Raw genomic sequence first — 23,065 nt, 5'->3', positions numbered from 1 at the left:
TCAGTTAGCTGCCATACGTTGCCACAACGCGTAGTACACCCGCCCGGATTTCTGCTCGCGGTGCAGGCGCCAGTTGCCCGGCAGGCCCAGTGTCGATGGCGCGGTCTCGCTTTCAGTGTAGATCCACGAATCCGCAGCCAGCCATTGACGCTCTTCCAACAGGGTGCAGACGGCCGGCAGCAGGTTCTGGTTGAACGGCGGATCGAGGAACACCAGATCAAACGGCGTGGCGACCTGGGTTTCCAGATAACGCAGCGCGTCCGCGGTTTGCACGTGGCCGTTGGTGCAGCGCAGGGTGCCGAGGTGTTCCTTCAGGCTCGACACCGCTACGTGGCTGGCATCCAGCGCCTGACCCATGGCCGCGCCACGCGACAACGCCTCAAGAAACAGCGCGCCGCTGCCGGCGAATGGATCCAGCACCTTGGCCCCGGCCACATACGGCGCGAGCCAGTTGAACAGGGTTTCGCGCACGCGATCCGGCGTCGGGCGCAGGCCCGGCGCATCGGGGAAGCTCAGTTTGCGGCTGCGCCATTCGCCGCCGATGATGCGCAGCTGGTTCACACCGTTGTGGACGTTCTGCGCAGGTTTTTTAGGACGAGTAGCCATTAATGCTCCGGAACCCCGAGCGGTTGCTCGGCAGGTTTATCAGATGGGGCCGGTAACGGCTTTTGCGGCACGGTCGGGCCAGCGCTGACGATGACCAGTTTGTCCGTGCTCAGGTGTTTGTTCATCGCGTCTTTGACCTGCTCGACAGTCAGGCTCTGGGACTGACGCATGAAGTCATCCAGATAGCTCAGCGGCAGATTATAGAAGCCCATGGCGCCCAGTTGGCCGACGATATCGGCGTTGCTTGCGGTGGACAGCGGGAAGCTGCCGGCCAGTTCGCGTTTGGCGTCGTCGAGTTCTTTCTGGGTCGGGCCGCTCTTCAGATAATCGGCGAGCACGTCCTGCACCAGTTTCAGGGTGCCTTCGCTCATTTCCGCGCGAGTCTGCAGGTTGATCATGAACGGGCCGCGAGCCTGCATCGGGCTGAAACCGGAATACACGCCGTAGGTCAGGCCGCGCTTCTCGCGCACTTCGCTCATCAGGCGGGTGCCAAAACCGCCGCCACCGAGGATCTGGTTGCCCATCGACAGCGCCGCGTAATCCGGGTCGTCACGGTCGATGCCCAGTTGCGCGAGCAACAGGTTGGTCTGCTTCGACGGGAACTCGATGTGATTGACGCTGGCTTTCGGTTCCTGCGGCTGGGCGATTTTCGCCAGCGCCGGGCCTTTGGGCAGGGCGCCGGAGACTTGATTGGCAATCGCCTCGGCTTCTGCGCGCGACAGGTCACCGACCAGTGCGATCACCACGTTCCCCGCCGCGTAGGCCTTGGCGTGGAACTCACGTAACTGTGCCAGGGTGATCTTTGGCACGCTCTGCGCATTGCCGTCGCTGGAGTGTGCGTAAGGGTGGTCGCCGTACAAACGCTTCATCAGCTCGAGGCTGGCGAGTTTGCCGGGGTTCTGTTTCTGGTACTCGAATCCGGCGAGCATCTGGTTCTTGATGCGCGCAAAGGAGTCGGCCGGGAAGGTCGGTTTGCCCACCACTTCGGAGAACAGCTTCAACGCCGGGTCGCGCTGGTCGGCGGCACTCAGACTGCGCAGCGAAGCCAGCGCCATGTCCTTGTAGGCACCGTTGCCGAAATCCGCACCGAGGCTTTCGAAGCCCTGGGCGATGGCGCCGACGTCCTTGCCCGCCACACCCTCGTTGAGCATGGCATTGGTCAGGACTGCCAGACCCGGCGCATTGCCGTCCTGACTGCTGCCGGCGGCGAAGATCAGGCGCATATCGAACATCGGCAGCTCATGGGCCTCGACGAACAGCACCCTGGCGCCTTCGGCGGTGTTCCAGGTCTGCACGTCGAGCTTACGGCTGGCCGGGGCCTTGCCGTCGAGTTCGGCCAGCGATTGCAGCTTCTGACTGGTCTTGGCGTTGTCCAGTGCTTCACTGGCGCCGGTTTTGACACCGGGCATCAGATAGAACGCGGCAGAGCCGATCACTGCAATGGCGATCAGGCCGAGCAACAGGCGTGGGGATTTGCGCTCACTCATGAGTCGTCTCCAGTGGCAGGACGTGGGCGACGCTGAGACGTTCGCGGGTGAAATACAGCTTGGCGGCGTTCTGGATGTCTTGCGGGGTCACGCTTTCCAGATCGGCGAGTTCGGTGTCCATCAACTTCCATGACAGTCCGACCGTTTCCAGTTGGCCAATGGCGGTGGCCTGACTGGTGATCGAATCACGTTCGAACACCAGGCCGGCGATGACCTGTGCCCGCACGCGTTCCAGTTCTTCGGCGGACGGTGCGGTGGTTTTCAGCTGTTCCAGCAGTTTCCACAGACCGGCTTCAGCTTGCGCCATGGTCTTTTTCTTCTGCGTGTTCGGCGTCGCCGACAGGGTGAACAGGCTGTCGCCACGGGTGTAGGCGTCGTAGCTCGACGAACCGCCGGAAACCAGCTCCTCGCCGCGCTCCAGTTGCGTCGGGATGCGCCCGCTGTAGCCGCCGTCGAGCAGCGCCGAGATCAGGCGCAGGGCGTTGACCGAGCGCTTGTCTTCAGCGGTGGCGATGCTGGGTACGTTGAAACCGAGCATCAGGCTCGGCAGTTGGGTCTGCACGTGCAGGGTGATCTGGCGCTCACCCGGCTCGGCCAGCTCCAGCGGTTTCTTCGCCGGTGGCACGTCGCGCTTGGCAATCGGCCCGAAGTAGCGCTGGGCGAGGGTCTTCACTTCATCAGGAGTGACGTCGCCGACCACCACCAGCGTGGCGTTGTTCGGCACATACCAGGACTGATACCAATGCCGCAGCTCTTCGACTTTCATCCGGTCCAGATCCGCCATCCAGCCGATGGTCGGCGTGTGGTAGCCGCTGGCCGGGTAAGCCATCGCCTTGTAGCGTTCGTAGGCTTTGGACATCGGTTTGTCGTCGGTGCGCAGGCGGCGCTCTTCCTTGATGACTTCGATTTCCTTGGCGAACTCGTCAGCCGGCAGGCGCAGATTGGCCATGCGGTCGGCTTCCAGCTCAAACGCTACGCCCAGGCGGTCGCGGGCCAGCACCTGGTAATAGGCGGTGAAATCGTCGCTGGTGAAGGCGTTTTCTTCGGCGCCCAAGTCGCGCAGGATCAGCGAGGCTTCGCCGGGGCCGACTTTCTCGCTGCCCTTGAACATCATGTGCTCGAGCGCGTGGGACAGACCGGTCTGGCCCGGGGTTTCGTAGCTGGAGCCGACCTTGTACCAGACCTGCGACACCACCACCGGCGCGCGATGGTCTTCGCGCACGACGACCTTCAGGCCGTTGTCGAGGGTGAATTCGTGGGTCGGTTGCGGGTCGGCCGCCAGGGCCGAAAGGGGCAGGCAGACTGTGCTGAGCAGCAGGCCTGCAGCGCGGCGGGCTAGAGCATTCATTCGTTTTTTAACCTGTTGGGCTGCCCGCTTGGTCTTAGCGTCGGCGGGCGAGAGGGTGCTAGGATACTGATCCGTTTTACCGGCGACCACGCCTATCAGGTTTTCCGGCCTGATGCGGTTGTATAGGTTGGCGGCAGAAAGCTGCGGTTTATCGACTAGACTTCGCTTTTTCGCCGATTTTGCCGGTTTAGTCCTTCGTTAATACGAATCTTTGGGGTGCCGCTGGCGCCTCGACAAAATGTTGCGCGTGAACAAGCTGGATGAAACACAGTCTGTTCTGCATCGAATATTTATTTGCCGGGGCGCCCTTATGGCGCGTCGCTACCGTGAGATAGCCGTCCTCCATGTTTGGTTCCAACGACGACAAGAAGACCCCAGCTGCGGCTGGCGAGAAGAAAAGCCTGTTCGGATGGCTGCGTAAGAAACCGCAGGAACCCGTCGTCGAACAGCCGCCCGCGATTCCTGAACCGGCTCCGACGCCAGCGCCTGCTATAGAAGAAGAGCCGGCGCCGATCGTGCTGCCGATTGCCGAACCGGTGCTGCAACCGGTCGAGCCCGAGCCAGAACCTGAAACCCCGGTGGCGGCCGAGCTGCCACTGTCCCCGACGGCCGAGCCGTGGCTGACCTTGCCGGTGGCGGAAGAGCCGGTGGCCTTGGTCGAAGAGGCTGCGCCGCATGTGACGCCGCCGATTCCTGCACCTGCTGCGTTCGTCCCTGAAGTCGCTCCGGCGCCAGTGGTTGAGCCGGTTGTCGAGCCTGCGCCGGTTGTTCCCGAGCCAGTGGCCCCGGTGTTCGTTGCCCCTGTTGCGCCGGTCGTTCAGCAGCCCGAGCCTGCACCTGCACCTGCACCGGTCGTCGGCGCTCCGGTGGTGCCGGCAGAAGTGGTTGCTGAAACGCCAGTGGAAGCCCCGCGCAGCGAAGAAACCAAAGTCGGCTTCTTCGCCCGCCTCAAGCAAGGCCTGTCGAAAACCAGCGCCAGCATCGGCGAAGGCATGGCCAGCCTGTTTCTCGGCCGTAAAACCATTGATGACGATCTGCTCGATGAACTGGAAACCCGGCTGCTGACCGCCGACGTCGGTGTCGAAGCCACTACGCAGATCATCCAGCGTCTGACCCAGAAGGTCGCACGCAAAGAGCTGGCCGATGCCGACGCGCTGTACAAGTCGTTGCAGGCCGAGCTGGCCGCGATGCTCAAACCGGTCGAACAGCCGCTGAAGATCGTCTCGCAGAACAAGCCGTTCGTGATTCTGGTGGTTGGCGTCAATGGCGCCGGCAAAACCACCACCATCGGCAAACTGGCGAAGAAGCTGCAACTGGAAGGCAAGAAAGTCATGCTCGCCGCCGGTGACACCTTCCGCGCCGCCGCTGTGGAGCAATTGCAGGTCTGGGGTGAGCGCAACAAAATCCCGGTGATCGCCCAGCACACCGGTGCTGACTCGGCGTCGGTGATCTTCGACGCCGTGCAGGCCGCCAAGGCCCGTGGCATCGACGTGCTGATCGCCGACACCGCCGGTCGTCTGCACACCAAAGACAACCTGATGGAAGAGCTGAAGAAAGTTCGTCGGGTAATCGGCAAGCTCGACGCCGACGCGCCGCACGAAGTGCTGCTGGTGCTCGACGCCGGTACCGGGCAGAACGCGATCAACCAGGCCAAGCAATTCAACCAGACCGTCGAACTGACCGGCCTGGCGCTGACCAAGCTCGACGGCACCGCCAAGGGCGGGGTGATTTTCGCCCTGGCCAAGCAGTTTGGCTTGCCGATCCGCTACATCGGCGTCGGTGAAGGCATCGACGACCTGCGTACCTTTGAAGCCGAACCCTTTGTCCAGGCACTGTTTGCCGAGCGGGAGCGTTCATGATTCGTTTCGAACAGGTCGGTAAACGCTACCCGAACGGTCACGTCGGCTTGCATGAGCTGAGCTTTCGAGTCCGTCGTGGCGAATTTCTGTTTGTCACCGGCCACTCCGGTGCCGGTAAATCCACGCTGTTGCGCCTGTTGCTGGCGATGGAGCGTCCGACCAGCGGCAAACTGCTGCTGGCCGGGCAGGACCTGAGCACCATCAGCAACGCGCAGATTCCGTTCCTGCGTCGGCAGATCGGCGTGGTGTTCCAGAATCACCAGTTGCTGTTCGATCGCACGGTGTTCAACAACGTCGCGCTGCCGCTGCAGATTCTCGGCTTGTCCAAGGCCGAAATCGCCAAGCGCGTCGATTCGGCACTGGAGCGCGTGGCGCTGTCGGATAAAACCGATCTATATCCAGGCGACCTGTCCACCGGTCAGCAACAGCGCGTCGGCATCGCCCGCGCCATCGTCCACCGTCCGGCCCTGCTGCTGGCGGACGAACCGACCGGTAACCTCGACCCGCGTCTGGCGGCCGAGATCATGGGCGTGTTCGAAGACATCAACCGCTTGGGCACCAGTGTGCTGATCGCCAGTCACGACCTGGCCCTGATTGCGCGCATGCGTCACCGCATGCTGACCTTGCAGCGCGGCCGATTGATCGGCGACGGGGAGGCCGGCGTATGAGTGCGACACGCAGTCCCAAGGTTTCCGAACGCGTGGCCCCGAAGGCCGCCGATCCGCAGCCACCAAAGAAGAAAAAACACGACGATGACGACGGCCCGGACTTTTCCACGCTGTTGCATTCGTGGATCGAAAGTCACCGCGCCAGCCTGCTCGACAGCCTGCGGCGCCTCGGCAAACAGCCGATCGGTAGCTTCTTCACCTGCATGGTGATGGCCGTGGCGTTGAGTTTGCCGATGGGCCTGTCGCTGCTGATCAACAACGTTGAACGTCTGGGTGGTTCGTGGCAGCGTGCGGCGCAGATTTCGCTGTACCTGCAACTGGATGCCACGCCCGCGCAGGGCGAATCGTTGCGCGAACAGATCAAAGGCATGCCCGGCGTCGCTGAGGCCGAATATGTCGGTCGCGATCAGGCCCTGGAAGAATTTCAGCAGCAGTCCGGTCTGGGCGAAGCTCTGCGCGAGCTGCCGGAGAACCCGCTGCCGGGCGTGGTGCTGGTGACTCCGAACGAGGTCGACAAGCCGACCCTGGAAGCATTAAGACAAAAACTTTCCGAGCTGCCCAAGGTACAACAGGCGCAACTTGATCTAGTCTGGGTCGAGCGTCTGGCCGCCATCCTCAAGCTCGGTGACCGCTTTGTCTTCGGTCTGACGGTGCTTTTGGTGTCTGCATTACTTTTGGTGATAGGCAATACCATTCGTCTTCATATTGAAAACCGCCGCACAGAGATAGAAGTGATTAAACTCGTCGGCGGCACTGACAGCTATGTGCGTCGTCCCTTTCTGTATATGGGTGCGTTGTATGGCTTCGGTGCGGGTGTCTTGTCCTGGGGTGTGCTGGCGTTCGGCCTGAACTGGCTGAACGACGCGGTGGTTGGACTGGCCGGCTTGTACGGCAGTGATTTCGCGCTGGCCGGAGTGCCAGTTGCCGACGGTCTGTCGCTCTTGCTTGGCGCGGTGCTGTTGGGTTATATCGGTGCATGGATTGCAGTCGCACGTCATCTCAGGGAGCTGGCGCCGAAGTAGAATCTTTTTTGCGCGTGATTGACCTTGCGGTTTTTTTGGGAACTTGTACTTGAATTCCCGGTCAATTTTTCGCAGTGCCGAGAGGCACGAGTATGTAAGTGGGAGGTTTTTTCGCATGACCAATTCTTTGCAACCTGCGTACGCGTTGGTTCCGGGTGCGAACCTGGAAGCCTATGTGCACACCGTCAACAGCATTCCATTGCTGACGCCGGAGCAGGAGCGTGAACTGGCCGAGAGTCTCTACTATGAGCAGGATTTGGGGGCGGCTCGGCAGATGGTGCTCGCCCACCTGCGATTTGTCGTACACATCGCCCGTAGCTATTCCGGCTACGGTCTGGCTCAGGCTGACCTGATCCAGGAAGGCAACGTCGGCCTGATGAAGGCGGTAAAACGCTTCAACCCGGAAATGGGTGTGCGTCTGGTGTCGTTCGCCGTGCACTGGATCAAGGCGGAAATTCACGAGTTCATCCTGCGCAACTGGCGCATTGTGAAGGTCGCGACCACCAAGGCCCAGCGCAAGCTGTTCTTCAACCTGCGCAGCCAGAAGAAACGTCTGGCGTGGCTGAACAACGAGGAAGTCCACCGTGTGGCGGAAAGCCTTGGCGTCGAACCACGTGAAGTGCGCGAGATGGAAAGTCGCCTGACCGGCCATGACATGGCCTTCGACCCGGCTGCAGAAGCTGACGACGACAGTGCTTTCCAGTCGCCGGCCAACTATCTGGAAGACCACCGGTACGACCCGGCGCGTCAACTGGAAGATGCCGACTGGAGCGACAACTCCAACCACAACCTGCACGAAGCGCTGGAAGTGCTGGACGAACGTAGCCGCGACATCCTCTACCAGCGCTGGCTGGCAGAAGAGAAAGCCACGCTGCACGACCTGGCGCAGAAGTACAACGTGTCGGCCGAGCGGATTCGTCAGCTCGAGAAGAGCGCGATGAACAAGCTCAAGTTGTCGATCGCCGCATAACCGGTGCTCAGGCAACAAAAAACGCCCCGATCAGTGATGATCGGGGCGTTTTCATTTCTGGCTCAACACAAATCCCTGTGGGAGCGGGCTTGCTCGCGAAGGCGTCGTGTCAGTCACCGACAATGCTGGCTGACCCACCGCCTTCGCGAGCAAGCCCGCTCCCACAGTGATTGATGGTGTCTGAATGATTGAATGTGGTTATTGGGCCCACGGCGCCCGGCGCGAATCATCAAGCCCCAGCAAATAACTGGTTCCGCCCAACTGGCTCATCTGCTGCCGAATCCACCCGGCCCGGCGCGACACATACGCTGTCGGATGGCTGGCGCTCCACACTCGCGGGTTAGGCAGCACCGCCGCCAGATAACTCGCCTGCTGCCGCGACAGTGACTTAGCGCTCACGCCAAAGTGATGGCGGGCCGCCGCTTCGGCACCAAACACCCCGTCATCCCACTCGACGCTGTTCAGGTACACCTCAAGAATCCGCTGCTTGGGCCAGAACACCTCGATCAGCGCGGTAAACCACGCCTCCAGGCCTTTGCGCAGATAGCTGCGACCGGACCACAGAAACAGGTTCTTCGACACTTGCTGGCTCAAGGTGCTGGCACCGCGAATCGAACCGCCGAGTTCGTTGTGGGCCAGTGCAGCCTGGATCGCGCCGAAGTCAAAGCCCCAGTGCTCGGGAAATTTCTGGTCTTCGCCGGCCATGACCGCGACTTTGAGATCGTCGGAGATCTCGTCCCACGGTTTCCAGGTGCGCTGCAGGTCAATCGGCTCACCGTCGACCCAGGATTCGATCTTGCGCTCGACCATCAGCGCCGTGCCCGGCGGCGGCACGAAGCGAAACAGCAACACCAGCAATACACTGCCACCTGCGAACCAGAGCAGGGCCTTCGTGAGACGACGCAAAAGTGAACGCAACATAGAGATGGCTTGGCCGAACCGATAGAGCGGGCCATTATACAGACCCTGCCGAACGAGTCTGACTGGAGTTCCACATGCTGCGTGGCTTTCTGATGCTGGCCGCTTTCTTTGGTTTTACCGGTGTGGGCCTGGGCGCCTTCGCCGCGCATGGCCTGAAAAGCCGCCTGACCCCCGAGTATCTGGCGATTTTCCACACTGGCGTGACCTATCAACTGGTGCACACCCTGGCGCTGTTCGGCGTGGCGCTGCTGGCCACGCAGATTCAGGGGCGGCTAGTGACCTGGGCCGGCATTTCGTTCGCTGTCGGCATTCTATTGTTCTCCGGCAGTTTGTACGTGCTGACCACCACCGGCATCAGCAAGCTCGGCATCATCACCCCGTTCGGCGGTCTGGCGTTTCTGGTCGGCTGGCTGTGCCTTGGACTTGCCGCCTGGCGCCTGCGGTAAACCGCTTGACGCTTGGTACTGACCTTTAGGTCATGATCGGGCTAGAATGCCACCCCCTAAAAATGATGGCGGCCTGGCGCATGCGCATTCAGTTGAACGGCGAATCCCTTGAACTGCCCGACGGCGAGACCGTTGCGGCCCTGATCACCCGTCTGGAACTGACCGGACGCCGGGTGGCAGTCGAACTCAATCTGGATATCGTCCCGCGCAGCCAGCATGCCGACACCATCCTCAACGACGGCGACAACGTCGAAGTGGTGCACGCCATCGGCGGCGGCTGATCGCCAGGCCCGCAAGGGCATAGAATTCTGCAAGACCCTCACCCCTAAAGAGGATTCCCCATGAGCATCGTTCGCAGCGACAAGCCTTTTGTTCTGGCCGGTCGTACTTACCAGTCGCGTTTGCTGGTCGGTACCGGCAAGTACCGTGACATGGAAGAAACCCGCCAGGCCATCGAAGCCTCGGGTGCCGAGATCGTCACCTTCGCCGTGCGCCGCACCAACCTGGGCCAGATCGAAGGCGAGCCGAACCTGCTCGACGTGCTGTCGCCGGATCGCTACACCTTCCTGCCGAACACCGCCGGTTGCTACGACGCCATCGAAGCCGTGCGCACCTGCCGCCTGGCCCGTGAGCTGCTCGATGGTCACAACCTGGTGAAGCTGGAAGTGCTGGCTGACCAGAAAACCCTGTTCCCTAATGTGATCGAAACCCTCAAGGCCGCCGAAACGCTGGTCAAGGAAGGCTTCGACGTGATGGTTTACACCAGTGATGACCCGATCATCGCTCGCCAACTGGCGGAAATCGGCTGCATCGCAGTCATGCCGCTGGCCGGTCTGATCGGTTCCGGTCTGGGGATCTGCAACCCGTACAACCTGCAGATTATCCTCGAAGAAGCGAAAATTCCGGTGCTGGTGGATGCCGGTGTCGGTACCGCTTCCGACGCCACCATCGCCATGGAACTGGGCTGTGACGCGGTGCTGATGAACTCGGCCATCGCCCATGCTCAGCAACCGGTGATGATGGCCCAAGCCATGCAACACGCGATCGTCGCAGGCCGCTTGGCCTACCTCGCCGGCCGCATGCCGAAAAAACTCTATGCCAGCGCCTCTTCGCCGCTGGATGGTCTGATCAAGTAAGAGCCATTGATGACTGAATCGAACGACACGCCTATCCAGACGGAAGAGGGCGACGAGCGCCAACACCGCCGCATCAAGAGTTTCGTGATGCGCGCCGGGCGCATGACCGAAGGCCAGCAGCGCGGTCTGGATCAGGGCGCGCCGCTGTACGTGCTGCCGCTGGCCGACGCGCCGGTGGATTACGATCAGGTGTTCGGCCGTTCGGCGCCGCGCTCGCTGGAGATCGGTTTCGGCATGGGCCACTCGCTGCTGGAAATGGCCGCAGCGGCGCCGGATCAGGACTTCATCGGTGTGGAGGTACACCGTCCGGGTGTTGGCGCGCTGCTCAACGGCGTGCTGACTCAGGGTCTGACCAACCTGCGGGTCTACGATTGCGACGCGATCGAAGTGCTCAACCGCTGCATCGCCGATAACAGTCTTGATCGCCTGATGCTGTTCTTCCCGGACCCGTGGCACAAGAGCCGTCACCACAAGCGTCGCATCGTTCAGGCGTCCTTCGCCGAACTGGTGCGCAGCAAGCTGAAGGTTGGCGGCATCCTGCACATGGCCACCGACTGGGAGCCGTACGCCGAGTACATGCTGGAAGTGATGAACGTCGCCCCGGGCTACCGCAACCTCGCCGAAGACGGCAAATGCGTACCGCGCCCGGCCGAACGCCCGATCACCAAGTTCGAACGCCGCGGCGAACGTCTTGGCCATGGCGTGTGGGATCTGAAGTTCGAAAAAATCGCTTAAGCAACACGCAATAAAAACTGTGGGAGCGAGCTTGCTCGCGAATGCGATGGATCATTCAACGCTGAGTTGACTGACACTACGCCTTCGCGAGCAAGCTCGCTCCCACAGTTGTTTTGGGTGTTCGAGAAATTACAGGGTAGAGATGAAGCGCACCGGTACATGCTCTGTCAGCCAAACGCCGTTTTCGGCCTGATAGAACTTCAAACCCTGTTCTTCCATCTGCCGTGCGGCGACTTTCAGAATCACCACGGTGCCATAGCGCTGCCCGACCGCCGAAGCGGTGTCGATGTCTTGGGAAAGGTGCACGTGATGGCGTGATCCCGGGATCAGGCCTTGTTCTTTGATTGACTCAAGAAAGCGCGTCGCCGTGCCGTGATACAGCACTTGCGGTGGCTGTTTCTGCTCGAACTGCAGATCCACGCTTTTCGTTGAGTGACCTTGGACCGCACGAATCAGTTGGCCGTCCTCGGATATCGAGAAGCGCTTCTTGTCGCTACTTGTAACGACCGCTTCAATCAGTTCGTGATCCAGTTTACGACCGTCACGCGCAGCGCCCCTGATCAGCGCGTCTATATTCGTCCAGCCTTCAGAATCCAGCGTCAGACCAATCGCCTGAGGTTCGTGTCGCAATACGAAGCTGAGAAATTTGCTTGTCTCGTCCAACAGTTTTTTGCTCATGAATTTCCCTGTCATTGCGATCAACTGTGGGAGCGGGCTTGCTCGCGAAAGCGGTGATTCATTCAACTGATACGGCGCCTTCGCGAGCAAGCCCGCTCCCACAGTTGTTTTTGGTGATGGCTGAAAGTCAGCGGCGGTCAGCGACGACGCCGATAAGGACGAGCACCACCAGCAACACCGGCGCCAGGCTGTAGTTGTTGAACTGGCTCAGGCCCTTGACCACCCATGGCGTCGCATAGATCAGCGCAGCGCCGCTGCCGATCACGCACAGCAGGGCCATCAGTGGCACGCGCAGGGCGCCGGCGATGCTGCCCAGGCGTTGCTCGACCCAGCCTTTGAAGTCGGCGCCGAACAGCACCAGCAGGCAGCCCACCAGGGCCAGGGCGATTTCCGAGAGGTTGCTGCGGCTCCAGCGGGACACGGTGGCGAGCAGGTCGAGTATCAAATCCATGCGGTTTTCCTTAGGGCAGCCGTTTGAGGTGGGCTCAGCTCAGAAATTTCTGCAGCAGGTCGTTGAGAAACAGTTGTCCGCGCTCGGTGGCCGCCAGACGTGACGGTTCGACCTGCATCAGGCCGCTTTGTTCGGCCTCGCGGCGGTGTTCGGCGAGACTTTCCAGTGGCAGGCCGGTGCGCTCGGGATACAGGTGCGATTCCACCCCGGCCGTCAGGCGCAGGGCGTTCATCAGAAACTCGAACGGCATCTCATCGTTGCTCAGCGCTTTCTCGCCAGCCTGGAAGCTCTTGGCCGGGTTGAGATAGTCCTTCGGCAGGCGCGTTTTCCAGGTGCGCACAATGCGCCCGTCCGGATGACTGAGCTTGCCGTGCGCGCCGGCGCCGATGCCGATGAAGTCGCCGAAACTCCAGTAATTGAGGTTATGCCGCGCCGTCCGCCCGGGCTGGGCGTAGGCCGAGACTTCGTATTGCGCGTAACCGTGCGCTGCGAGCAGCGCTTGCCCGGCTTCCTGAATGTCCCACAGCGTGTCGTCTTCCGGCAGCACCGGCGGCTGGTTCCAGAACACCGTGTTCGGCTCCAGTGTCAGCTGATACCAGGAAATATGCGTCGGCTGCAGTTCGATGGCCTGACGCAGGTCGCTCAAGGCATCTTCCAGCGACTGATCGGGCAAGCCGTGCATCAAGTCGAGGTTGAAGTTATCGAACCCGGCCTGGCGCGCCATACCGGCCGCGCGCACCGCTTCGTCGCCGTTGTGGATACGTCCGAGGGCTTCGAGTTTCTGCTGCTGGAAGCTCTGGATGCCGATCGACAGGCGATTGATCCCCAGCTTGCGATACGCGACGAACTTCTCTTGCTCGAAGGTGCCGGGGTTGGCTTCCAGGGTGATCTCGATGTCGTGAGCAAACGGGATTCGCTGCTCCACGCCTTTGAGTAGGCGCCCGAGGGCTTGCGCGCTGAACAGGCTCGGCGTGCCGCCACCGAAGAAGATCGAACTGATTTCACGGCCATACACCGCGTGCAGGTCCTGATCGAGATCGGCCAGCAAGGCGTCGACGTATTCCTCTTCTGGCAGCACCGGGCTGGCGGTGTGCGAGTTGAAATCGCAATACGGACATTTGCGCACACACCACGGGATGTGGATGTACAGCGCCAAGGGCGGCAGCGTCGGCAGCGGCGCCCGAGGCGAAGAGGCGGCGCCGCCGATAATCAGCGACGACGCGGGGTGGCTATCGGTCATTTCAGGCCCAGACGCTGGCGCAGCAGATCCATTGCACGGGCGCGGTGGCTGATCTGGTTCTTGTCGGCCGGGCTCAGTTCGGCGCTGGATACGTCACGCTCCGGCACCCAGAACAGCGGGTCGTAGCCGAAACCGTGCTCGCCGCTGGCAGCGGTCAGGATGCGTCCGTGCCACAGGCCTTCGCAGAGAATCGGCAGCGGATCATCGGCATGCCGCACCAGTGCCAGCACGCAGACGAACTGCGCGCCGCGCTCGGCTTGCGGCACGTCTTTGAGGGCGTCGAGCAGTTTGGCGTTGTTCGCCGCATCGCCCTTGCCATCGGCATAACGCGCCGAGTAGATGCCCGGTGCGCCGCCGAGGAAATCCACCGCCAGACCCGAGTCGTCGGCCAGCGCCGGCAGGCCGGAGATGCGCGCGGCATTGCGCGCCTTGAGGATCGCGTTCTCGACGAACGACAGACCGGTTTCCTCCGGTTCGACCTTGCTCCATTCGCCGATCGAGCGCAGTTGCACCGAGTCGCCGAGCATGGCCTGGAGTTCCTTGAGTTTGCCGGCGTTATGGCTGGCCAGTACGAGTTGCGTGAGGTTCATCATTCGCCGGGAAAGAGTTCTTGGTTGAAGTTGATGGTGTTGACCTTGTCACCGTTCTGCACCTTGATTTCAAAGGTGCGGGTTTCCTGCTGCTCCACCGGGTATTGGGCGATGTAGTAGATCGCGCCCTGTTCGGTGACCTGGCGGAAGTTCAGCGGCACGCTCTGGCTGGTCAGGTCTTTGACCGTGCCGGTGACGTTGGCGATCAGCGGTTTGCCGTCCTTGATCACCGAGACGTTGATCACGCCCTGGTTCTTGCTGCGGATCAGCTCGGCTGCTTTGGCGATCTCGGGTGTCAGGAAGGTCGAGTTGAAGGTGTTGTAGTGCACGGTAACGTCACCGAACACTTCCTTGCGTTCGCCCTTGATGGCATCGGCGGCCACCGCCGACAGACTCAGGCAGGCAGCCAATAGCACAGTAATCAAGCGACCCATGATCGTTCTCCTCGAAATGTCGTGGTTCAGACCGCGACCCGATGATCTGCAAGCACCGGGCTGCTGACGCGGTAGATACCAATCTCACCTAACAGATTAGGCCATAGCTTACTGGCCCACCCGTGGCGGTGCTGTTGATCCACGGCAAGCCGATCAATGACCTTCGCATCACGTTCGCGACAAAGTTCTTCAAAGTCTTCGAAGGTACAGAAGTGGATGTTCGGCGTGTTGTACCAGGTGTACGGCAGAAATTCCGACACCGGCATCCGACCCTTGCTCGCCAGGTACCAGCGGCAGCGCCAGTGACCGAAGTTGGGGAAGGTGATGATGCACTGACGACCGACCCGCAGCATCTCGTCGAGGATCTTGTCCGGGTAATGCACGGCTTGCAGGGCCTGGGTCATGACGACGATGTCGAAACTGTTGCTGGCGAAGTTGCCCAGCCCCTTGTCCAGATCCTGCTCGATGACGTTGATGCCCTTGGCCACGCACTCGGCGATGTTGTCGGCGTCGTTTTCCAAGCCATAACCGGTGACGTTCTTGTTGTCGCGCAGCCAGGTCAGCAATTCGCCGTCGCCGCAACCGAGGTCGAGCACGCGGCTGCCGGCGGGGATCCATTCCTGGATGATTTCCAGATCAGCTCTCATGGCTTGTTCACACCGTAATTCGGTTCATGTAATTGCCGAACGCCTGCAAATAGCGCGGGATCGGAATCAGGAAGGCGTCGTGGCCCTGAGGTGCGTCGATTTCCAGATAGCTGACGTCTTTGCGTGCTGCCATCAGCGCGTCCACCAGTTCTCGCGAGCGAGCCGGGGAGAAGCGCCAGTCGGTGGTGAACGACATCACACAGAACTTGGCGGTGGCGTTTTCGAAGGTTTTCGCCAGGTTATCGTCGAAGTTCGCCGCCGGATCGAAGTAGTCCAGCGCCTTGGTCATCAACAGATAGGTGTTGGCATCGAAACGCCCGGAGAATTCTTCGCCCTGATAGCGCAGGTAGCTCTCGACCTGGAACTCGACGCTGTGGAAGTCGTAGTTGAGCTTTTCGCTCTTCAAGCCACGGCCGAATTTCTCGCCCATGGAGTCGTCGGACAGGTAGGTGATGTGCCCGACCATTCGCGCGAGCATCAGCCCGCGCTTGGGGATCACGCCTGCTTCCTGAAACGAACCACCGTGGAACTCCGGATCGGTAAGGATCGCCTGGCGCGCCACTTCGTTGAAGGCGATGTTCTGCGCCGACAGTTTGGGCGCCGAGGCGATGGCCAGGCAGTGACGCACGCGATCCGGGTAGGTGATGGTCCACTGCAGTGCCTGCATGCCGCCGAGGCTGCCGCCGATCACGGCGGCGAACTGACGAATGCCGAGCAGGTCAGCCAGACGCGCCTGACTGTGCACCCAGTCTTCCACGGTGAGCACCGGGAAGTCGGCACCGAACGGCTTGCCGGTCTCCGGGTTGATACTGCTCGGGCCGGTGGAGCCGTTGCAGCCGCCCAGATTGTTCAGGCTGACCACGAAGAACTTGTTGGTGTCGATCGGTTTGCCCGGGCCGATGCAACTGTCCCACCAACCGGGCTTGCGGTCGTCTGCGCTGTGATAGCCGGCGGCATGGTGATGCCCGGACAGGGCGTGGCAGATCAGCACGGCGTTGCTCGCCTGCGCGTTCAGCGTGCCATAGGTTTCGTAGATCAGGTCGTAGGCGGGCAGCGAACGGCCACAGGCCAGGGCCAGAGGTTCACTGAAGTGCGCCGTTTGCGGCGTCACCAGACCAACAGAATCGGGGGGAAAGGCAGCTGGCATCGACCCTGCTCTCGTTGAAATGAGGCGTAAGTCTAAAGACCGGGGGGGTTAGCGGCAAGCAACGATGGGGCCTGTTTGTTCGCTTTGGACCGAGGTGCGGCCATTCGCGAGCAAGCCCGCTCCCACAGGGGAATGCGATCTCCTGTGGGAGCGGGCTTGCTCGCGAATGGAGCGACTCGGTGGATCAGGCTGGACGCACCAGATCAGGCAACTCCGGCAGCTTCTTCGGCGCACAGATCTTCACCCGTTTCTGCCGGTTCAACTCGCCGCTGAGCAAACTGACCTGGCTCTTGGAGACTCCAAACGCCTTGGCCAGAAAGCCCATCAGATAGGCGTTGGCCTTGCCCTCGACCGGCGGTGCGGTGAGGCGGATCTTCAGGCGGTCACCGTGCAGCCCGGCGAAATCATCGCTGCGGGCTGCCGGTTGCAGATGACATTCGAGGATCAAGTCGTCCCCGTCCCAACGGAACCAGCTCACCCGATCAGTCGCAGCAGCTCAGGTGGCATGTAGGCGAAGTAGGCCAGGCGCGGGATCAGCCAGCTCTGCAGCAACTGGATCACTATGAACGCGAAGATCGGCGAGATATCCAGACCGCCGAGGTTCGGGATGATCCGGCGAAACGGCGCGAGCACCGGTTCAGTGATCTGCCCGACCAGCTCGGCGCCGGGGTTATGGCTGCCGGGAGCAACCCAGGACAGGATCACGCTGATGATCATCGCGTAGAACAGGATGTTCAGGAACAGCGAGAACAGTGCGATCAGCGACCACGGCACCAGCAGCAGCCAGTCGACCGAAAAGCCTTTGAGCGTAATGATCACAGCCATCAACAGCATCTGAACGATCAGGGCCAGCACTAGCGACGACATGTCCAGACCGAACATACTCGGAATGACCCGGCGCAGCGGCTTGAGCAGTGGTTGCGTGGCTTTGACGACGAACTGGCAGAGTGGATTGTAAAAATTCGCCCGAACCAGTTGCAGGATGAAGCGCATCAGAACAATCAGCAGATACAGGCTGCCCAGGGTTTTGATGATGAAAATGGCAGCGTCATTGAGACCAAGCATTATTGAGTCCTTTGTAAGAGCTGGTTAGCGACCGAGTTGTTCGGCCATTTCGGCCGAGCGGTGCGCGGCGGCGCCGAGTGCTTTTTCTACCAGGGCTTCGAAGCCATCAGCCTGGAATGATTTGATCGCGGCCTCTGTGGTGCCATTTGGCGACGTCACGCGGCGGCGCAGTTCGGCAGCGTCGACATCGCTGGATACCGCCATGTGCGCGGCGCCCAGAGCCGTTTTCAGGGTCAGTTGCTCGGCGATTTCCTTTGGCAGACCGAGTTTGACGCCAGCGGCGGTCATCGCTTCGATCAGCAGGAAGAAGTACGCCGGGCCGGAACCGGAGACGGCGGTCACCGCATCGAGTTGCTGCTCTTCGTTCAGCCACAGCGCGATGCCGACGGCGGACAGCAGCTCTTCAGCCTGCTGACGCTGTTCGGCAGTCACTTCGCTGGTGGCGTACAGGCCGCTGACGCCCTGACGCAGCAGTGCCGGGGTGTTCGGCATGCAGCGCACGATCGGCTGCTTGCCAAGCCATGCGGTCATGCTCGCGCAGGTGATGCCGGCGGCGATCGACACCACCAGTTGCTGCGGCTTCAGGCTTGGGCGGATGGCTTCGCACACGGCTTTCATCGCCTGTGGCTTGACCGCCAGCACGATCACGTCGACGCCTTCGATGGCCTGGGCGTTGTCGGCGAAGGTTTCGATGCCGTGTTCGGCGCTGACGCGTTGGCGGGTCTCTTCGCCCGGATCGCTGGCGCGAATGTGGCTGGCTTGCAGACCCTTGGCCCGCAGGCCGCCGATCAGGCTGGCGGCCATGTTGCCGGCACCGATAAAGGCAATGCGTGTGTTGCTCATGTCAGGTCCTTTTTCAGATGGCTGTCGGTCATTGCTGACCGTAATCTCTGGCGCCAAACAGGGCGGTACCGATCCGCACCCAAGTGGCGCCTTGAGCGATGGCCGATTCGAGGTCGTGGCTCATGCCCATGGAAAGTGTGTCGAGCGGCAGATTCAGGCTGGCCTGCAAACGTTGCACGGCAGCAAAAGCGGCATCTTGTTCGGCGCGATCTTCGGTCGGCTCGGGAATCGCCATCAGCCCGCGCAGTTTCAACCGGGGCAGGGCGCTGATGGCCTCGGCCAGCGCCGGCAGGTCGGCCGGAGTGCAGCCAGACTTGCTGGCCTCACCACTGACGTTGACCTGAATGCAGATGTTCAGCGGCGGGAGCTCGGCCGGGCGCTGCTCGGACAGGCGTTGGGCGATTTTCAAGCGATCCACGGAGTGCACCCAGTCGAAATGCTCGGCGATGGCGCGAGTCTTGTTCGATTGAATGGGGCCGATGAAGTGCCAGATCAAGGGCAGGTCGGCCAGTTCGAGCTGTTTGCCCAAGGCTTCCTGCAGATAATTCTCACCGAAGTCACGCAGGCCGGCGGCATGGGCTTCACGCAGGTCTTGTGCGGGTTTGGTCTTGCTGACCGCCAGCAACTGCACGCTGTTTTCACTGCGCCCGGCCGCTGCGGTGGCAGCCTGGATGCGCGAACTAACCAGTTGGATGTTGTCTGCTATCGTGGACATCAAGAGGCGCCGGCGGTCTGTAGGTTCGCGGCATTCTACTGGAATTGAGGAGCGCTATGGATATCACTGAATTGCTGGCGTTCAGCGCCAAACAGGGCGCTTCCGACCTGCACTTGTCGGCCGGTCTGCCGCCGATGATCCGCGTCGATGGCGATGTGCGGCGGATCAATCTGCCGGCGCTGGATCACAAGCAAGTGCACGAATTGATCTACGACATCATGAACGACACCCAGCGGGTCGACTTCGAGAAACACCTGGAAACGGATTTCTCGTTCGAAGTCCCCGGCGTGGCGCGCTTTCGGGTCAATGCGTTTAACCAGAACCGCGGCGCCGGCGCGGTGTTCCGCACCATTCCCTCGAAAGTGCTGAGCATGGAAGACCTCGGCATGGGCGACGTCTTTCGCAAGATCACCGATGCGCCGCGCGGGCTGGTGCTGGTGACCGGGCCGACCGGGTCCGGCAAGTCGACCACGCTGGCGGCGATGATTGATTACCTCAACACCCATCGCCATCACCACATCCTCACCATCGAAGACCCGATCGAGTTTGTCCACGAATCGCGCAAATGCCTGATCAATCAGCGCGAAGTCCATCGCGATACCCGCAGCTTCGCCACGGCGCTGCGCTCGGCACTGCGTGAAGACCCGGACGTGATTCTGGTTGGCGAGATGCGCGATCTGGAAACCATTCGCCTGGCCCTGACCGCTGCCGAGACCGGGCATCTGGTGTTCGGCACGCTGCACACGACGTCAGCCGCCAAGACCATCGACCGTGTTGTCGATGTGTTCCCGGGCGACGAGAAGTCCATGGTGCGCTCGATGCTGTCGGAGTCGTTGCTGGCCGTGGTGTCGCAGACGCTGATCAAGAAAGTCGGCGGCGGACGGGTGGCCGCGCACGAGATCATGCTGGGAACGTCGGCGATCCGGAACCTGATCCGCGAGGACAAGGTGGCGCAGATGTATTCGGCGATTCAGACCGGCGGTTCGTTGGGGATGCAGACACTCGACATGTGCCTGAAGGAGCTGGTGACCAAGGGCTTGATCAGCCGCGAGCATGCGCGGGAAAAGGCGCGTACGCCGGATAATTTCTAAGAGAGGCTTGTGTTGCTTTCACTGGCCTCTTCGCGAGCAAGCCCGCTCCCACACTGAAATGCATTTCCATGTGGGAGCGGGCTTGCTCGCGAAGGGGACAGTACTGCCTGAACAGATTCCGGATCAGTCGACTCAGCGCTGAACCACACGCATCTGTTTGCCAGCCGGTTCTTTCGGCAACACACGCTTGGCAACCACGTAATGCTGCTGCCAGTACGGCTTGTTCAGCGTATCGATGCTCACCGCTTTGCCACGGCGTGGTGCGTGGATGAAGCGGTCGTTGCCCAGGTAGATGGCAACGTGGTTGACCCGACGGCTCTTGATGTTGAAGAAAATCAGGTCGCCCGGTTTCAGATCCTTGCGTTCGACTTTCTCGCCATGTCCGCTGGCCATCGCGTTGGAGGTGCGTGGCAGGTCGAACGTGGCATCGTTGAACGCATATTTCACCAGCCCGCTGCAATCGAAGCCTTTACTTGGGCTGCTGCCGCCCCAACGGTATGGAGTACCGAGGACGTTCACCGCACGGCTCAGGACGTTGCTGCTTTCCTTGTTGGCCATCGGTGGCACCAGCTTGCCGTTATTCTTGCTGGCGAGCGTGGTGTGTTTCGTTTGTTTGCTGCTCTTGCTCGAAGGAGCCGAAGCATGGGATTTAGGGGTGAAACCGTTAACGTTGGGAAGACGTTGCTCACGATTGGTGGCGTGGGCGGCCAGTGGCATTAATAGGCAAATAGTTAGCCATGTCTTGAAAAATGGTCGCATTAGGCGTGGCTCTTATGTGGTAGCGCGCAACTTTATAACAGCTTTTTTGTCCCTTCCGAGGCCGTTGGTCGATTCCATCGGAGGGCAACGGAACCAAACAAGCGGCAAACGGACGCAATTGTCGGACAGAAGTCCGGTGCTATAAGGCTTTGACGGACGACACGGTAACATTTGCCGTACGTCGGCTACATGTAAAAAAGTCACAAAGAATTAAAGAAAATTTATCTATCGTGTGAATCGAGGTCTTCATGAACCGCTATCAGCAGGTTGCTGCACCGCAGGATACACACAGCAAAATCATCGGTTATCTGCTGTGGATTTTTGGTTTCACCGGCGCTCACCGCTTCTATTACGGCAAGCCGGTGACCGGGACGATCTGGTTCTTCACCTTCGGTCTGTTGGGCATTGGCTGGCTGATCGACGTGTTCCTGATCCCGGCAATGGATCGCGAGGCGGATCTGCGCTTCACCGCAGGGCCGATCGAATACAACGTGGCGTGGATTCTGCTGACGTTCCTGGGCGTATTCGGCGTGCACCGGATGTACCAGGGCAAGTGGATCAGCGGATTGCTGTATCTGCTGACTGGCGGGTTGTTCTTTCTGGGGGTGCTGTATGACTTCTGGACGCTGAATGATCAGGTTTCGGTGCGCAACGCGCAGAATCGCGGCGCCTTCCAGTAAATGAAAAGAGGGGCAGGCCGCGGGCGCAGTTCGTGCGCTGGCAGGCCCCTCGAATTCCGGTATTGCATCTGTGTTATTTCAAATGAGCGAAGGTTTGCATTTGAAAAACGACAAACGTAAGAGCAGTGACACCATAAAGTATTGCAATGATGGCGTGATGGGGCATGGACCAGTACACAATCCGGTCGACCAAAATCATCAGCGATACTGTTGCAATCAAGTAGGCTGATATTTTCAATAACAGACTTGCGAATGATTTAGTGTGTGCCCAGCGTAATAAGAGAACCTGCAGTAGGTGCGTTAGCGTCAGCGTAAGAAAAATAATCAGCGTTACACCAATGGGCAGGCCGATTGAATCCTGATTAACACCATAAGTTTCTGTTTCGAGGTTCTTTACTAGTATGAGTACTCCTGCGCCAGATGTAAGTGCGAGAGTGGTCAGGTATATGTGGCTTGAAAGCTTGTAAGTTCTGCTCATTCGCTCTCCGTTGCGCAGGTGTCTATAAAAATATTTATGTTTATGGGGTGGCATTAAACCCGGTTCCGCTTAGCCTTATTTGATGGTCACCGAAGATTTCGATCTCATAGTGCGTTCCGGAAAATACCCTGCCTGCTGTCGTTAATAACTCAAGGGCAGTTGATCTGTTGCTTGCGTCGAAGTCGTAAGTATCTGTGTAGGCTCTGATGACACCATCGAAAACCCATGATCCTGCATTGTCCCGGGTGAAATTTCCTTCCATTTTTAACGTTATTCTTCCTAGATAAGCTGCCGTGACGCTGCTGTCATTGATAGTGGCGTAAGGAATCTTGGGGTCAGATAAGTAATAAGTACCAGCCTCTCGGGTGCTTGCGATAGAGCCTGCCAATAATGGAAGTTCATTGGCCCTGACATTCAGACCAATATTATTGATGTTAACCCTCATCCTTTCACCATTACCCCAAAGATAATGAGCGAAAGCTTTGATCGGGCTAAAGGTGCCTCCTGAGAGCTCTGTTGTGAGTGTTTCGTAATTCAGGTTGTACGGGGCAGTGGCTGAGACTTTGATCAACGCTTCTATGGGGCTTAGTTTTTGCTGTGCCGCGAATGAATCAGCCAGGCTGAAGTTGATGACTTTGTTCTTGAAGTAACCATGGCTGATAATGGTGGAGCTGTTTAGTAAGTAGTTGTCGCTTTCTGTGATTCTCCAAAGTTCTCGAATTCCACCCAAGGTGTCGTTATTAATTGCCTTGCTGACCATTTGCAGTTCATAGGTGAAGGCTTTGATTCCGGATTTCATTTCAAGCCAAGCATGAAACATATCCATTTCTGCTGAGGTTATTACGGGGCCAGTGCTCATTGGTAGTGAGTAGGTTTGGCCGTTATTTGTAATGATGGCTTCTCCAGCGCCTTGCCAGTCTGCTACTGCGTAGGTTCCCCAGCTGAATCCGGTGTCCACTGTAAAGCCGCCAGAGTTTCCTGTTGTACCTCTGGTGACAATAGGGGGAAGCGTAAGTCCATTTTTCATATGTTCATCCTTGTGGGTATTG

At 59.9% G+C, this 23,065-nt stretch carries 28 protein-coding genes; 10 read left to right on the top strand and 18 right to left on the bottom strand.

Going from position 1 to position 23,065, the window contains the following annotated elements:
• The 3 genes from rsmD to CKW11_RS11100 are packed head-to-tail and all read right to left on the bottom strand — an operon-like array spanning position 1 to position 3,441.
• Positions 1–606 (bottom strand): 16S rRNA (guanine(966)-N(2))-methyltransferase RsmD, encoded by a 606-nt coding sequence (rsmD, locus tag CKW11_RS11110; RefSeq protein ID WP_095137553.1) that lies wholly within the window; start codon positions 604–606, stop codon positions 1–3.
• Positions 606–2,093 (bottom strand): pitrilysin family protein, encoded by a 1,488-nt coding sequence (locus CKW11_RS11105; protein WP_095137552.1) that lies wholly within the window; start codon positions 2,091–2,093, stop codon positions 606–608. The genes rsmD and CKW11_RS11105 overlap by 1 nt, the downstream gene beginning before the upstream one ends.
• A complete protein-coding gene (locus tag CKW11_RS11100; RefSeq protein WP_025112091.1) occupies positions 2,086–3,441 on the bottom strand; it encodes a pitrilysin family protein in 1,356 nt (451 codons plus the stop codon). The genes CKW11_RS11105 and CKW11_RS11100 overlap by 8 nt, the downstream gene beginning before the upstream one ends.
• Before the next feature lie 344 nt (positions 3,442–3,785).
• Here CKW11_RS11100 and ftsY point away from each other — a divergent pair, with 344 nt between their 5' ends.
• The 4 genes from ftsY to rpoH all read left to right on the top strand — a co-directional run bounded on the left by ftsY (position 3,786) and on the right by rpoH (position 7,960).
• Complete coding sequence (gene ftsY / locus CKW11_RS11095) at positions 3,786–5,300, top strand: signal recognition particle-docking protein FtsY (RefSeq protein ID WP_095137551.1); 1,515 nt, start codon at positions 3,786–3,788, stop codon at positions 5,298–5,300.
• Positions 5,297–5,968 (top strand): cell division ATP-binding protein FtsE, encoded by a 672-nt coding sequence (ftsE, locus tag CKW11_RS11090; protein ID WP_003229148.1) that lies wholly within the window; start codon positions 5,297–5,299, stop codon positions 5,966–5,968. Before ftsY ends, ftsE begins: the two co-directional genes overlap by 4 nt.
• On the top strand, positions 5,965–6,990 hold the full coding sequence (ftsX, locus tag CKW11_RS11085) for a permease-like cell division protein FtsX (protein WP_095137550.1): 1,026 nt from the start codon (positions 5,965–5,967) through the stop codon (positions 6,988–6,990). Before ftsE ends, ftsX begins: the two co-directional genes overlap by 4 nt.
• Positions 6,991–7,105: 115 nt before the next feature.
• The gene (rpoH, locus tag CKW11_RS11080; protein WP_003229146.1) at positions 7,106–7,960 is read left to right on the top strand and encodes an RNA polymerase sigma factor RpoH; all 855 of its coding nucleotides are present in this window, start codon (positions 7,106–7,108) and stop codon (positions 7,958–7,960) included.
• A gap of 198 nt (positions 7,961–8,158) precedes the next feature.
• On the opposite strand, the gene mtgA is transcribed toward rpoH, so the two are convergent.
• A complete protein-coding gene (mtgA, locus tag CKW11_RS11075; RefSeq protein WP_095137549.1) occupies positions 8,159–8,881 on the bottom strand; it encodes a monofunctional biosynthetic peptidoglycan transglycosylase in 723 nt (240 codons plus the stop codon).
• 74 nt (positions 8,882–8,955) lie between these two features.
• Between mtgA and CKW11_RS11070 the strand changes: the two genes are divergently transcribed.
• The 4 genes from CKW11_RS11070 to trmB all read left to right on the top strand — a co-directional run bounded on the left by CKW11_RS11070 (position 8,956) and on the right by trmB (position 11,198).
• The gene (locus tag CKW11_RS11070) at positions 8,956–9,327 is read left to right on the top strand and encodes a DUF423 domain-containing protein (protein WP_095137548.1); all 372 of its coding nucleotides are present in this window, start codon (positions 8,956–8,958) and stop codon (positions 9,325–9,327) included.
• A gap of 80 nt (positions 9,328–9,407) precedes the next feature.
• Positions 9,408–9,608 (top strand): sulfur carrier protein ThiS, encoded by a 201-nt coding sequence (gene thiS, locus CKW11_RS11065; protein WP_166495319.1) that lies wholly within the window; start codon positions 9,408–9,410, stop codon positions 9,606–9,608.
• A 60-nt stretch (positions 9,609–9,668) separates the two neighbouring features.
• Positions 9,669–10,463: a thiazole synthase gene (locus CKW11_RS11060; protein ID WP_047297148.1), complete on the top strand. Its 795-nt coding sequence runs from the start codon at positions 9,669–9,671 to the stop codon at positions 10,461–10,463.
• 9 nt (positions 10,464–10,472) lie between these two features.
• Positions 10,473–11,198: a tRNA (guanosine(46)-N7)-methyltransferase TrmB gene (gene trmB, locus CKW11_RS11055; RefSeq protein ID WP_027610572.1), complete on the top strand. Its 726-nt coding sequence runs from the start codon at positions 10,473–10,475 to the stop codon at positions 11,196–11,198.
• A gap of 129 nt (positions 11,199–11,327) precedes the next feature.
• On the opposite strand, the gene CKW11_RS11050 is transcribed toward trmB, so the two are convergent.
• From CKW11_RS11050 to CKW11_RS11000, 11 genes are all read right to left on the bottom strand, one after another.
• Complete coding sequence (locus tag CKW11_RS11050) at positions 11,328–11,876, bottom strand: RNA 2'-phosphotransferase (protein ID WP_095137547.1); 549 nt, start codon at positions 11,874–11,876, stop codon at positions 11,328–11,330.
• A gap of 127 nt (positions 11,877–12,003) precedes the next feature.
• Positions 12,004–12,327: a DUF3392 domain-containing protein gene (locus CKW11_RS11045; protein ID WP_003229134.1), complete on the bottom strand. Its 324-nt coding sequence runs from the start codon at positions 12,325–12,327 to the stop codon at positions 12,004–12,006.
• Positions 12,328–12,361: 34 nt separating this feature from the next.
• Positions 12,362–13,567, bottom strand: coding sequence for a radical SAM family heme chaperone HemW (hemW, locus tag CKW11_RS11040; protein WP_095137546.1), 1,206 nt, complete (start codon positions 13,565–13,567; stop codon positions 12,362–12,364).
• Positions 13,564–14,160 (bottom strand): RdgB/HAM1 family non-canonical purine NTP pyrophosphatase, encoded by a 597-nt coding sequence (gene rdgB / locus CKW11_RS11035; RefSeq protein ID WP_041063545.1) that lies wholly within the window; start codon positions 14,158–14,160, stop codon positions 13,564–13,566. The genes hemW and rdgB overlap by 4 nt, the downstream gene beginning before the upstream one ends.
• The gene (locus tag CKW11_RS11030) at positions 14,157–14,591 is read right to left on the bottom strand and encodes a DUF4426 domain-containing protein (RefSeq protein ID WP_007964121.1); all 435 of its coding nucleotides are present in this window, start codon (positions 14,589–14,591) and stop codon (positions 14,157–14,159) included. The genes rdgB and CKW11_RS11030 overlap by 4 nt, the downstream gene beginning before the upstream one ends.
• 26 nt (positions 14,592–14,617) lie before the next feature.
• Positions 14,618–15,238, bottom strand: a complete 621-nt coding sequence (gene metW, locus CKW11_RS11025; protein ID WP_003229126.1) for a methionine biosynthesis protein MetW — start codon at positions 15,236–15,238, stop codon at positions 14,618–14,620.
• 7 nt (positions 15,239–15,245) lie between these two features.
• Positions 15,246–16,385, bottom strand: coding sequence for a homoserine O-acetyltransferase (locus CKW11_RS11020; RefSeq protein ID WP_095137545.1), 1,140 nt, complete (start codon positions 16,383–16,385; stop codon positions 15,246–15,248).
• 184 nt (positions 16,386–16,569) lie between these two features.
• Positions 16,570–16,863, bottom strand: coding sequence for a DUF167 domain-containing protein (locus CKW11_RS11015; protein ID WP_095137544.1), 294 nt, complete (start codon positions 16,861–16,863; stop codon positions 16,570–16,572).
• The gene (locus CKW11_RS11010; protein ID WP_095137543.1) at positions 16,860–17,450 is read right to left on the bottom strand and encodes a YggT family protein; all 591 of its coding nucleotides are present in this window, start codon (positions 17,448–17,450) and stop codon (positions 16,860–16,862) included. The genes CKW11_RS11015 and CKW11_RS11010 overlap by 4 nt, the downstream gene beginning before the upstream one ends.
• Before the next feature lie 24 nt (positions 17,451–17,474).
• Positions 17,475–18,293 carry a pyrroline-5-carboxylate reductase gene (gene proC, locus CKW11_RS11005; protein WP_095137542.1) on the bottom strand — a complete coding sequence of 273 codons (819 nt, stop codon included), beginning with the start codon at positions 18,291–18,293 and terminating at the stop codon, positions 17,475–17,477.
• A gap of 28 nt (positions 18,294–18,321) precedes the next feature.
• Positions 18,322–19,008 (bottom strand): YggS family pyridoxal phosphate-dependent enzyme, encoded by a 687-nt coding sequence (locus CKW11_RS11000; RefSeq protein WP_095137541.1) that lies wholly within the window; start codon positions 19,006–19,008, stop codon positions 18,322–18,324.
• Between the two features lie 56 nt (positions 19,009–19,064).
• On the opposite strand from CKW11_RS11000, the gene CKW11_RS10995 reads away from it, so the two are divergent.
• Positions 19,065–20,099, top strand: a complete 1,035-nt coding sequence (locus CKW11_RS10995) for a type IV pilus twitching motility protein PilT (RefSeq protein WP_095137540.1) — start codon at positions 19,065–19,067, stop codon at positions 20,097–20,099.
• A 132-nt stretch (positions 20,100–20,231) separates the two neighbouring features.
• Here the strand turns inward: CKW11_RS10995 and CKW11_RS10990 are convergent, their stop codons facing one another.
• A complete protein-coding gene (locus tag CKW11_RS10990; RefSeq protein ID WP_095137539.1) occupies positions 20,232–20,858 on the bottom strand; it encodes a C40 family peptidase in 627 nt (208 codons plus the stop codon).
• A gap of 248 nt (positions 20,859–21,106) precedes the next feature.
• Between CKW11_RS10990 and CKW11_RS10985 the strand changes: the two genes are divergently transcribed.
• Positions 21,107–21,538, top strand: a complete 432-nt coding sequence (locus tag CKW11_RS10985; RefSeq protein ID WP_095137538.1) for a TM2 domain-containing protein — start codon at positions 21,107–21,109, stop codon at positions 21,536–21,538.
• Positions 21,539–21,611: 73 nt separating this feature from the next.
• Here the strand turns inward: CKW11_RS10985 and CKW11_RS10980 are convergent, their stop codons facing one another.
• Together CKW11_RS10980 and CKW11_RS10975 are read right to left on the bottom strand one after the other, a co-directional pair.
• Positions 21,612–22,016, bottom strand: a complete 405-nt coding sequence (locus tag CKW11_RS10980; RefSeq protein ID WP_095137537.1) for a hypothetical protein — start codon at positions 22,014–22,016, stop codon at positions 21,612–21,614.
• A gap of 40 nt (positions 22,017–22,056) precedes the next feature.
• Positions 22,057–23,043 carry a lipid II-degrading bacteriocin gene (locus tag CKW11_RS10975; RefSeq protein ID WP_095137536.1) on the bottom strand — a complete coding sequence of 329 codons (987 nt, stop codon included), beginning with the start codon at positions 23,041–23,043 and terminating at the stop codon, positions 22,057–22,059.
• Between the last annotated feature and the right edge of the window lie 22 nt (positions 23,044–23,065).

It is taken from the genome of Pseudomonas sp. Irchel s3a10 (assembly GCF_900187525.1).
Taxonomy (GTDB): domain Bacteria; phylum Pseudomonadota; class Gammaproteobacteria; order Pseudomonadales; family Pseudomonadaceae; genus Aquipseudomonas; species Aquipseudomonas koreensis_G.
This window is presented reverse-complemented; position numbering and strand designations above follow the sequence as displayed.

Excerpts from the sequence above, each read along its gene's own strand:
- CKW11_RS11030 (WP_007964121.1), bottom strand. The coding sequence starts at position 14,591 with ATGGGTCGCTTGATTACTGTGCTATTGGCTGCCTGCCTGAGTCTGTCG.
- ftsE (WP_003229148.1), top strand. The coding sequence starts at position 5,297 with ATGATTCGTTTCGAACAGGTCGGTAAACGCTACCCGAACGGTCACGTC.
- hemW (WP_095137546.1), bottom strand. The coding sequence starts at position 13,567 with ATGACCGATAGCCACCCCGCGTCGTCGCTGATTATCGGCGGCGCCGCC.
- CKW11_RS11045 (WP_003229134.1), bottom strand. The coding sequence starts at position 12,327 with ATGGATTTGATACTCGACCTGCTCGCCACCGTGTCCCGCTGGAGCCGC.
- CKW11_RS11100 (WP_025112091.1), bottom strand. The coding sequence starts at position 3,441 with ATGAATGCTCTAGCCCGCCGCGCTGCAGGCCTGCTGCTCAGCACAGTC.
- CKW11_RS11050 (WP_095137547.1), bottom strand. The coding sequence starts at position 11,876 with ATGAGCAAAAAACTGTTGGACGAGACAAGCAAATTTCTCAGCTTCGTA.
- ftsY (WP_095137551.1), top strand. The coding sequence starts at position 3,786 with ATGTTTGGTTCCAACGACGACAAGAAGACCCCAGCTGCGGCTGGCGAG.
- CKW11_RS10980 (WP_095137537.1), bottom strand. The coding sequence starts at position 22,016 with ATGAGCAGAACTTACAAGCTTTCAAGCCACATATACCTGACCACTCTC.
- rdgB (WP_041063545.1), bottom strand. The coding sequence starts at position 14,160 with ATGATGAACCTCACGCAACTCGTACTGGCCAGCCATAACGCCGGCAAA.
- CKW11_RS11020 (WP_095137545.1), bottom strand. The coding sequence starts at position 16,385 with ATGCCAGCTGCCTTTCCCCCCGATTCTGTTGGTCTGGTGACGCCGCAA.
- CKW11_RS10985 (WP_095137538.1), top strand. The coding sequence starts at position 21,107 with ATGAACCGCTATCAGCAGGTTGCTGCACCGCAGGATACACACAGCAAA.
- rsmD (WP_095137553.1), bottom strand. The coding sequence starts at position 606 with ATGGCTACTCGTCCTAAAAAACCTGCGCAGAACGTCCACAACGGTGTG.
- CKW11_RS11010 (WP_095137543.1), bottom strand. The coding sequence starts at position 17,450 with ATGCTTGGTCTCAATGACGCTGCCATTTTCATCATCAAAACCCTGGGC.
- CKW11_RS10995 (WP_095137540.1), top strand. The coding sequence starts at position 19,065 with ATGGATATCACTGAATTGCTGGCGTTCAGCGCCAAACAGGGCGCTTCC.
- mtgA (WP_095137549.1), bottom strand. The coding sequence starts at position 8,881 with ATGTTGCGTTCACTTTTGCGTCGTCTCACGAAGGCCCTGCTCTGGTTC.
- CKW11_RS11105 (WP_095137552.1), bottom strand. The coding sequence starts at position 2,093 with ATGAGTGAGCGCAAATCCCCACGCCTGTTGCTCGGCCTGATCGCCATT.
- ftsX (WP_095137550.1), top strand. The coding sequence starts at position 5,965 with ATGAGTGCGACACGCAGTCCCAAGGTTTCCGAACGCGTGGCCCCGAAG.
- CKW11_RS11000 (WP_095137541.1), bottom strand. The coding sequence starts at position 19,008 with ATGTCCACGATAGCAGACAACATCCAACTGGTTAGTTCGCGCATCCAG.
- trmB (WP_027610572.1), top strand. The coding sequence starts at position 10,473 with ATGACTGAATCGAACGACACGCCTATCCAGACGGAAGAGGGCGACGAG.
- CKW11_RS11060 (WP_047297148.1), top strand. The coding sequence starts at position 9,669 with ATGAGCATCGTTCGCAGCGACAAGCCTTTTGTTCTGGCCGGTCGTACT.
- CKW11_RS10990 (WP_095137539.1), bottom strand. The coding sequence starts at position 20,858 with ATGCGACCATTTTTCAAGACATGGCTAACTATTTGCCTATTAATGCCA.
- CKW11_RS11070 (WP_095137548.1), top strand. The coding sequence starts at position 8,956 with ATGCTGCGTGGCTTTCTGATGCTGGCCGCTTTCTTTGGTTTTACCGGT.
- metW (WP_003229126.1), bottom strand. The coding sequence starts at position 15,238 with ATGAGAGCTGATCTGGAAATCATCCAGGAATGGATCCCCGCCGGCAGC.
- proC (WP_095137542.1), bottom strand. The coding sequence starts at position 18,293 with ATGAGCAACACACGCATTGCCTTTATCGGTGCCGGCAACATGGCCGCC.
- CKW11_RS10975 (WP_095137536.1), bottom strand. The coding sequence starts at position 23,043 with ATGAAAAATGGACTTACGCTTCCCCCTATTGTCACCAGAGGTACAACA.
- thiS (WP_166495319.1), top strand. The coding sequence starts at position 9,408 with ATGCGCATTCAGTTGAACGGCGAATCCCTTGAACTGCCCGACGGCGAG.
- rpoH (WP_003229146.1), top strand. The coding sequence starts at position 7,106 with ATGACCAATTCTTTGCAACCTGCGTACGCGTTGGTTCCGGGTGCGAAC.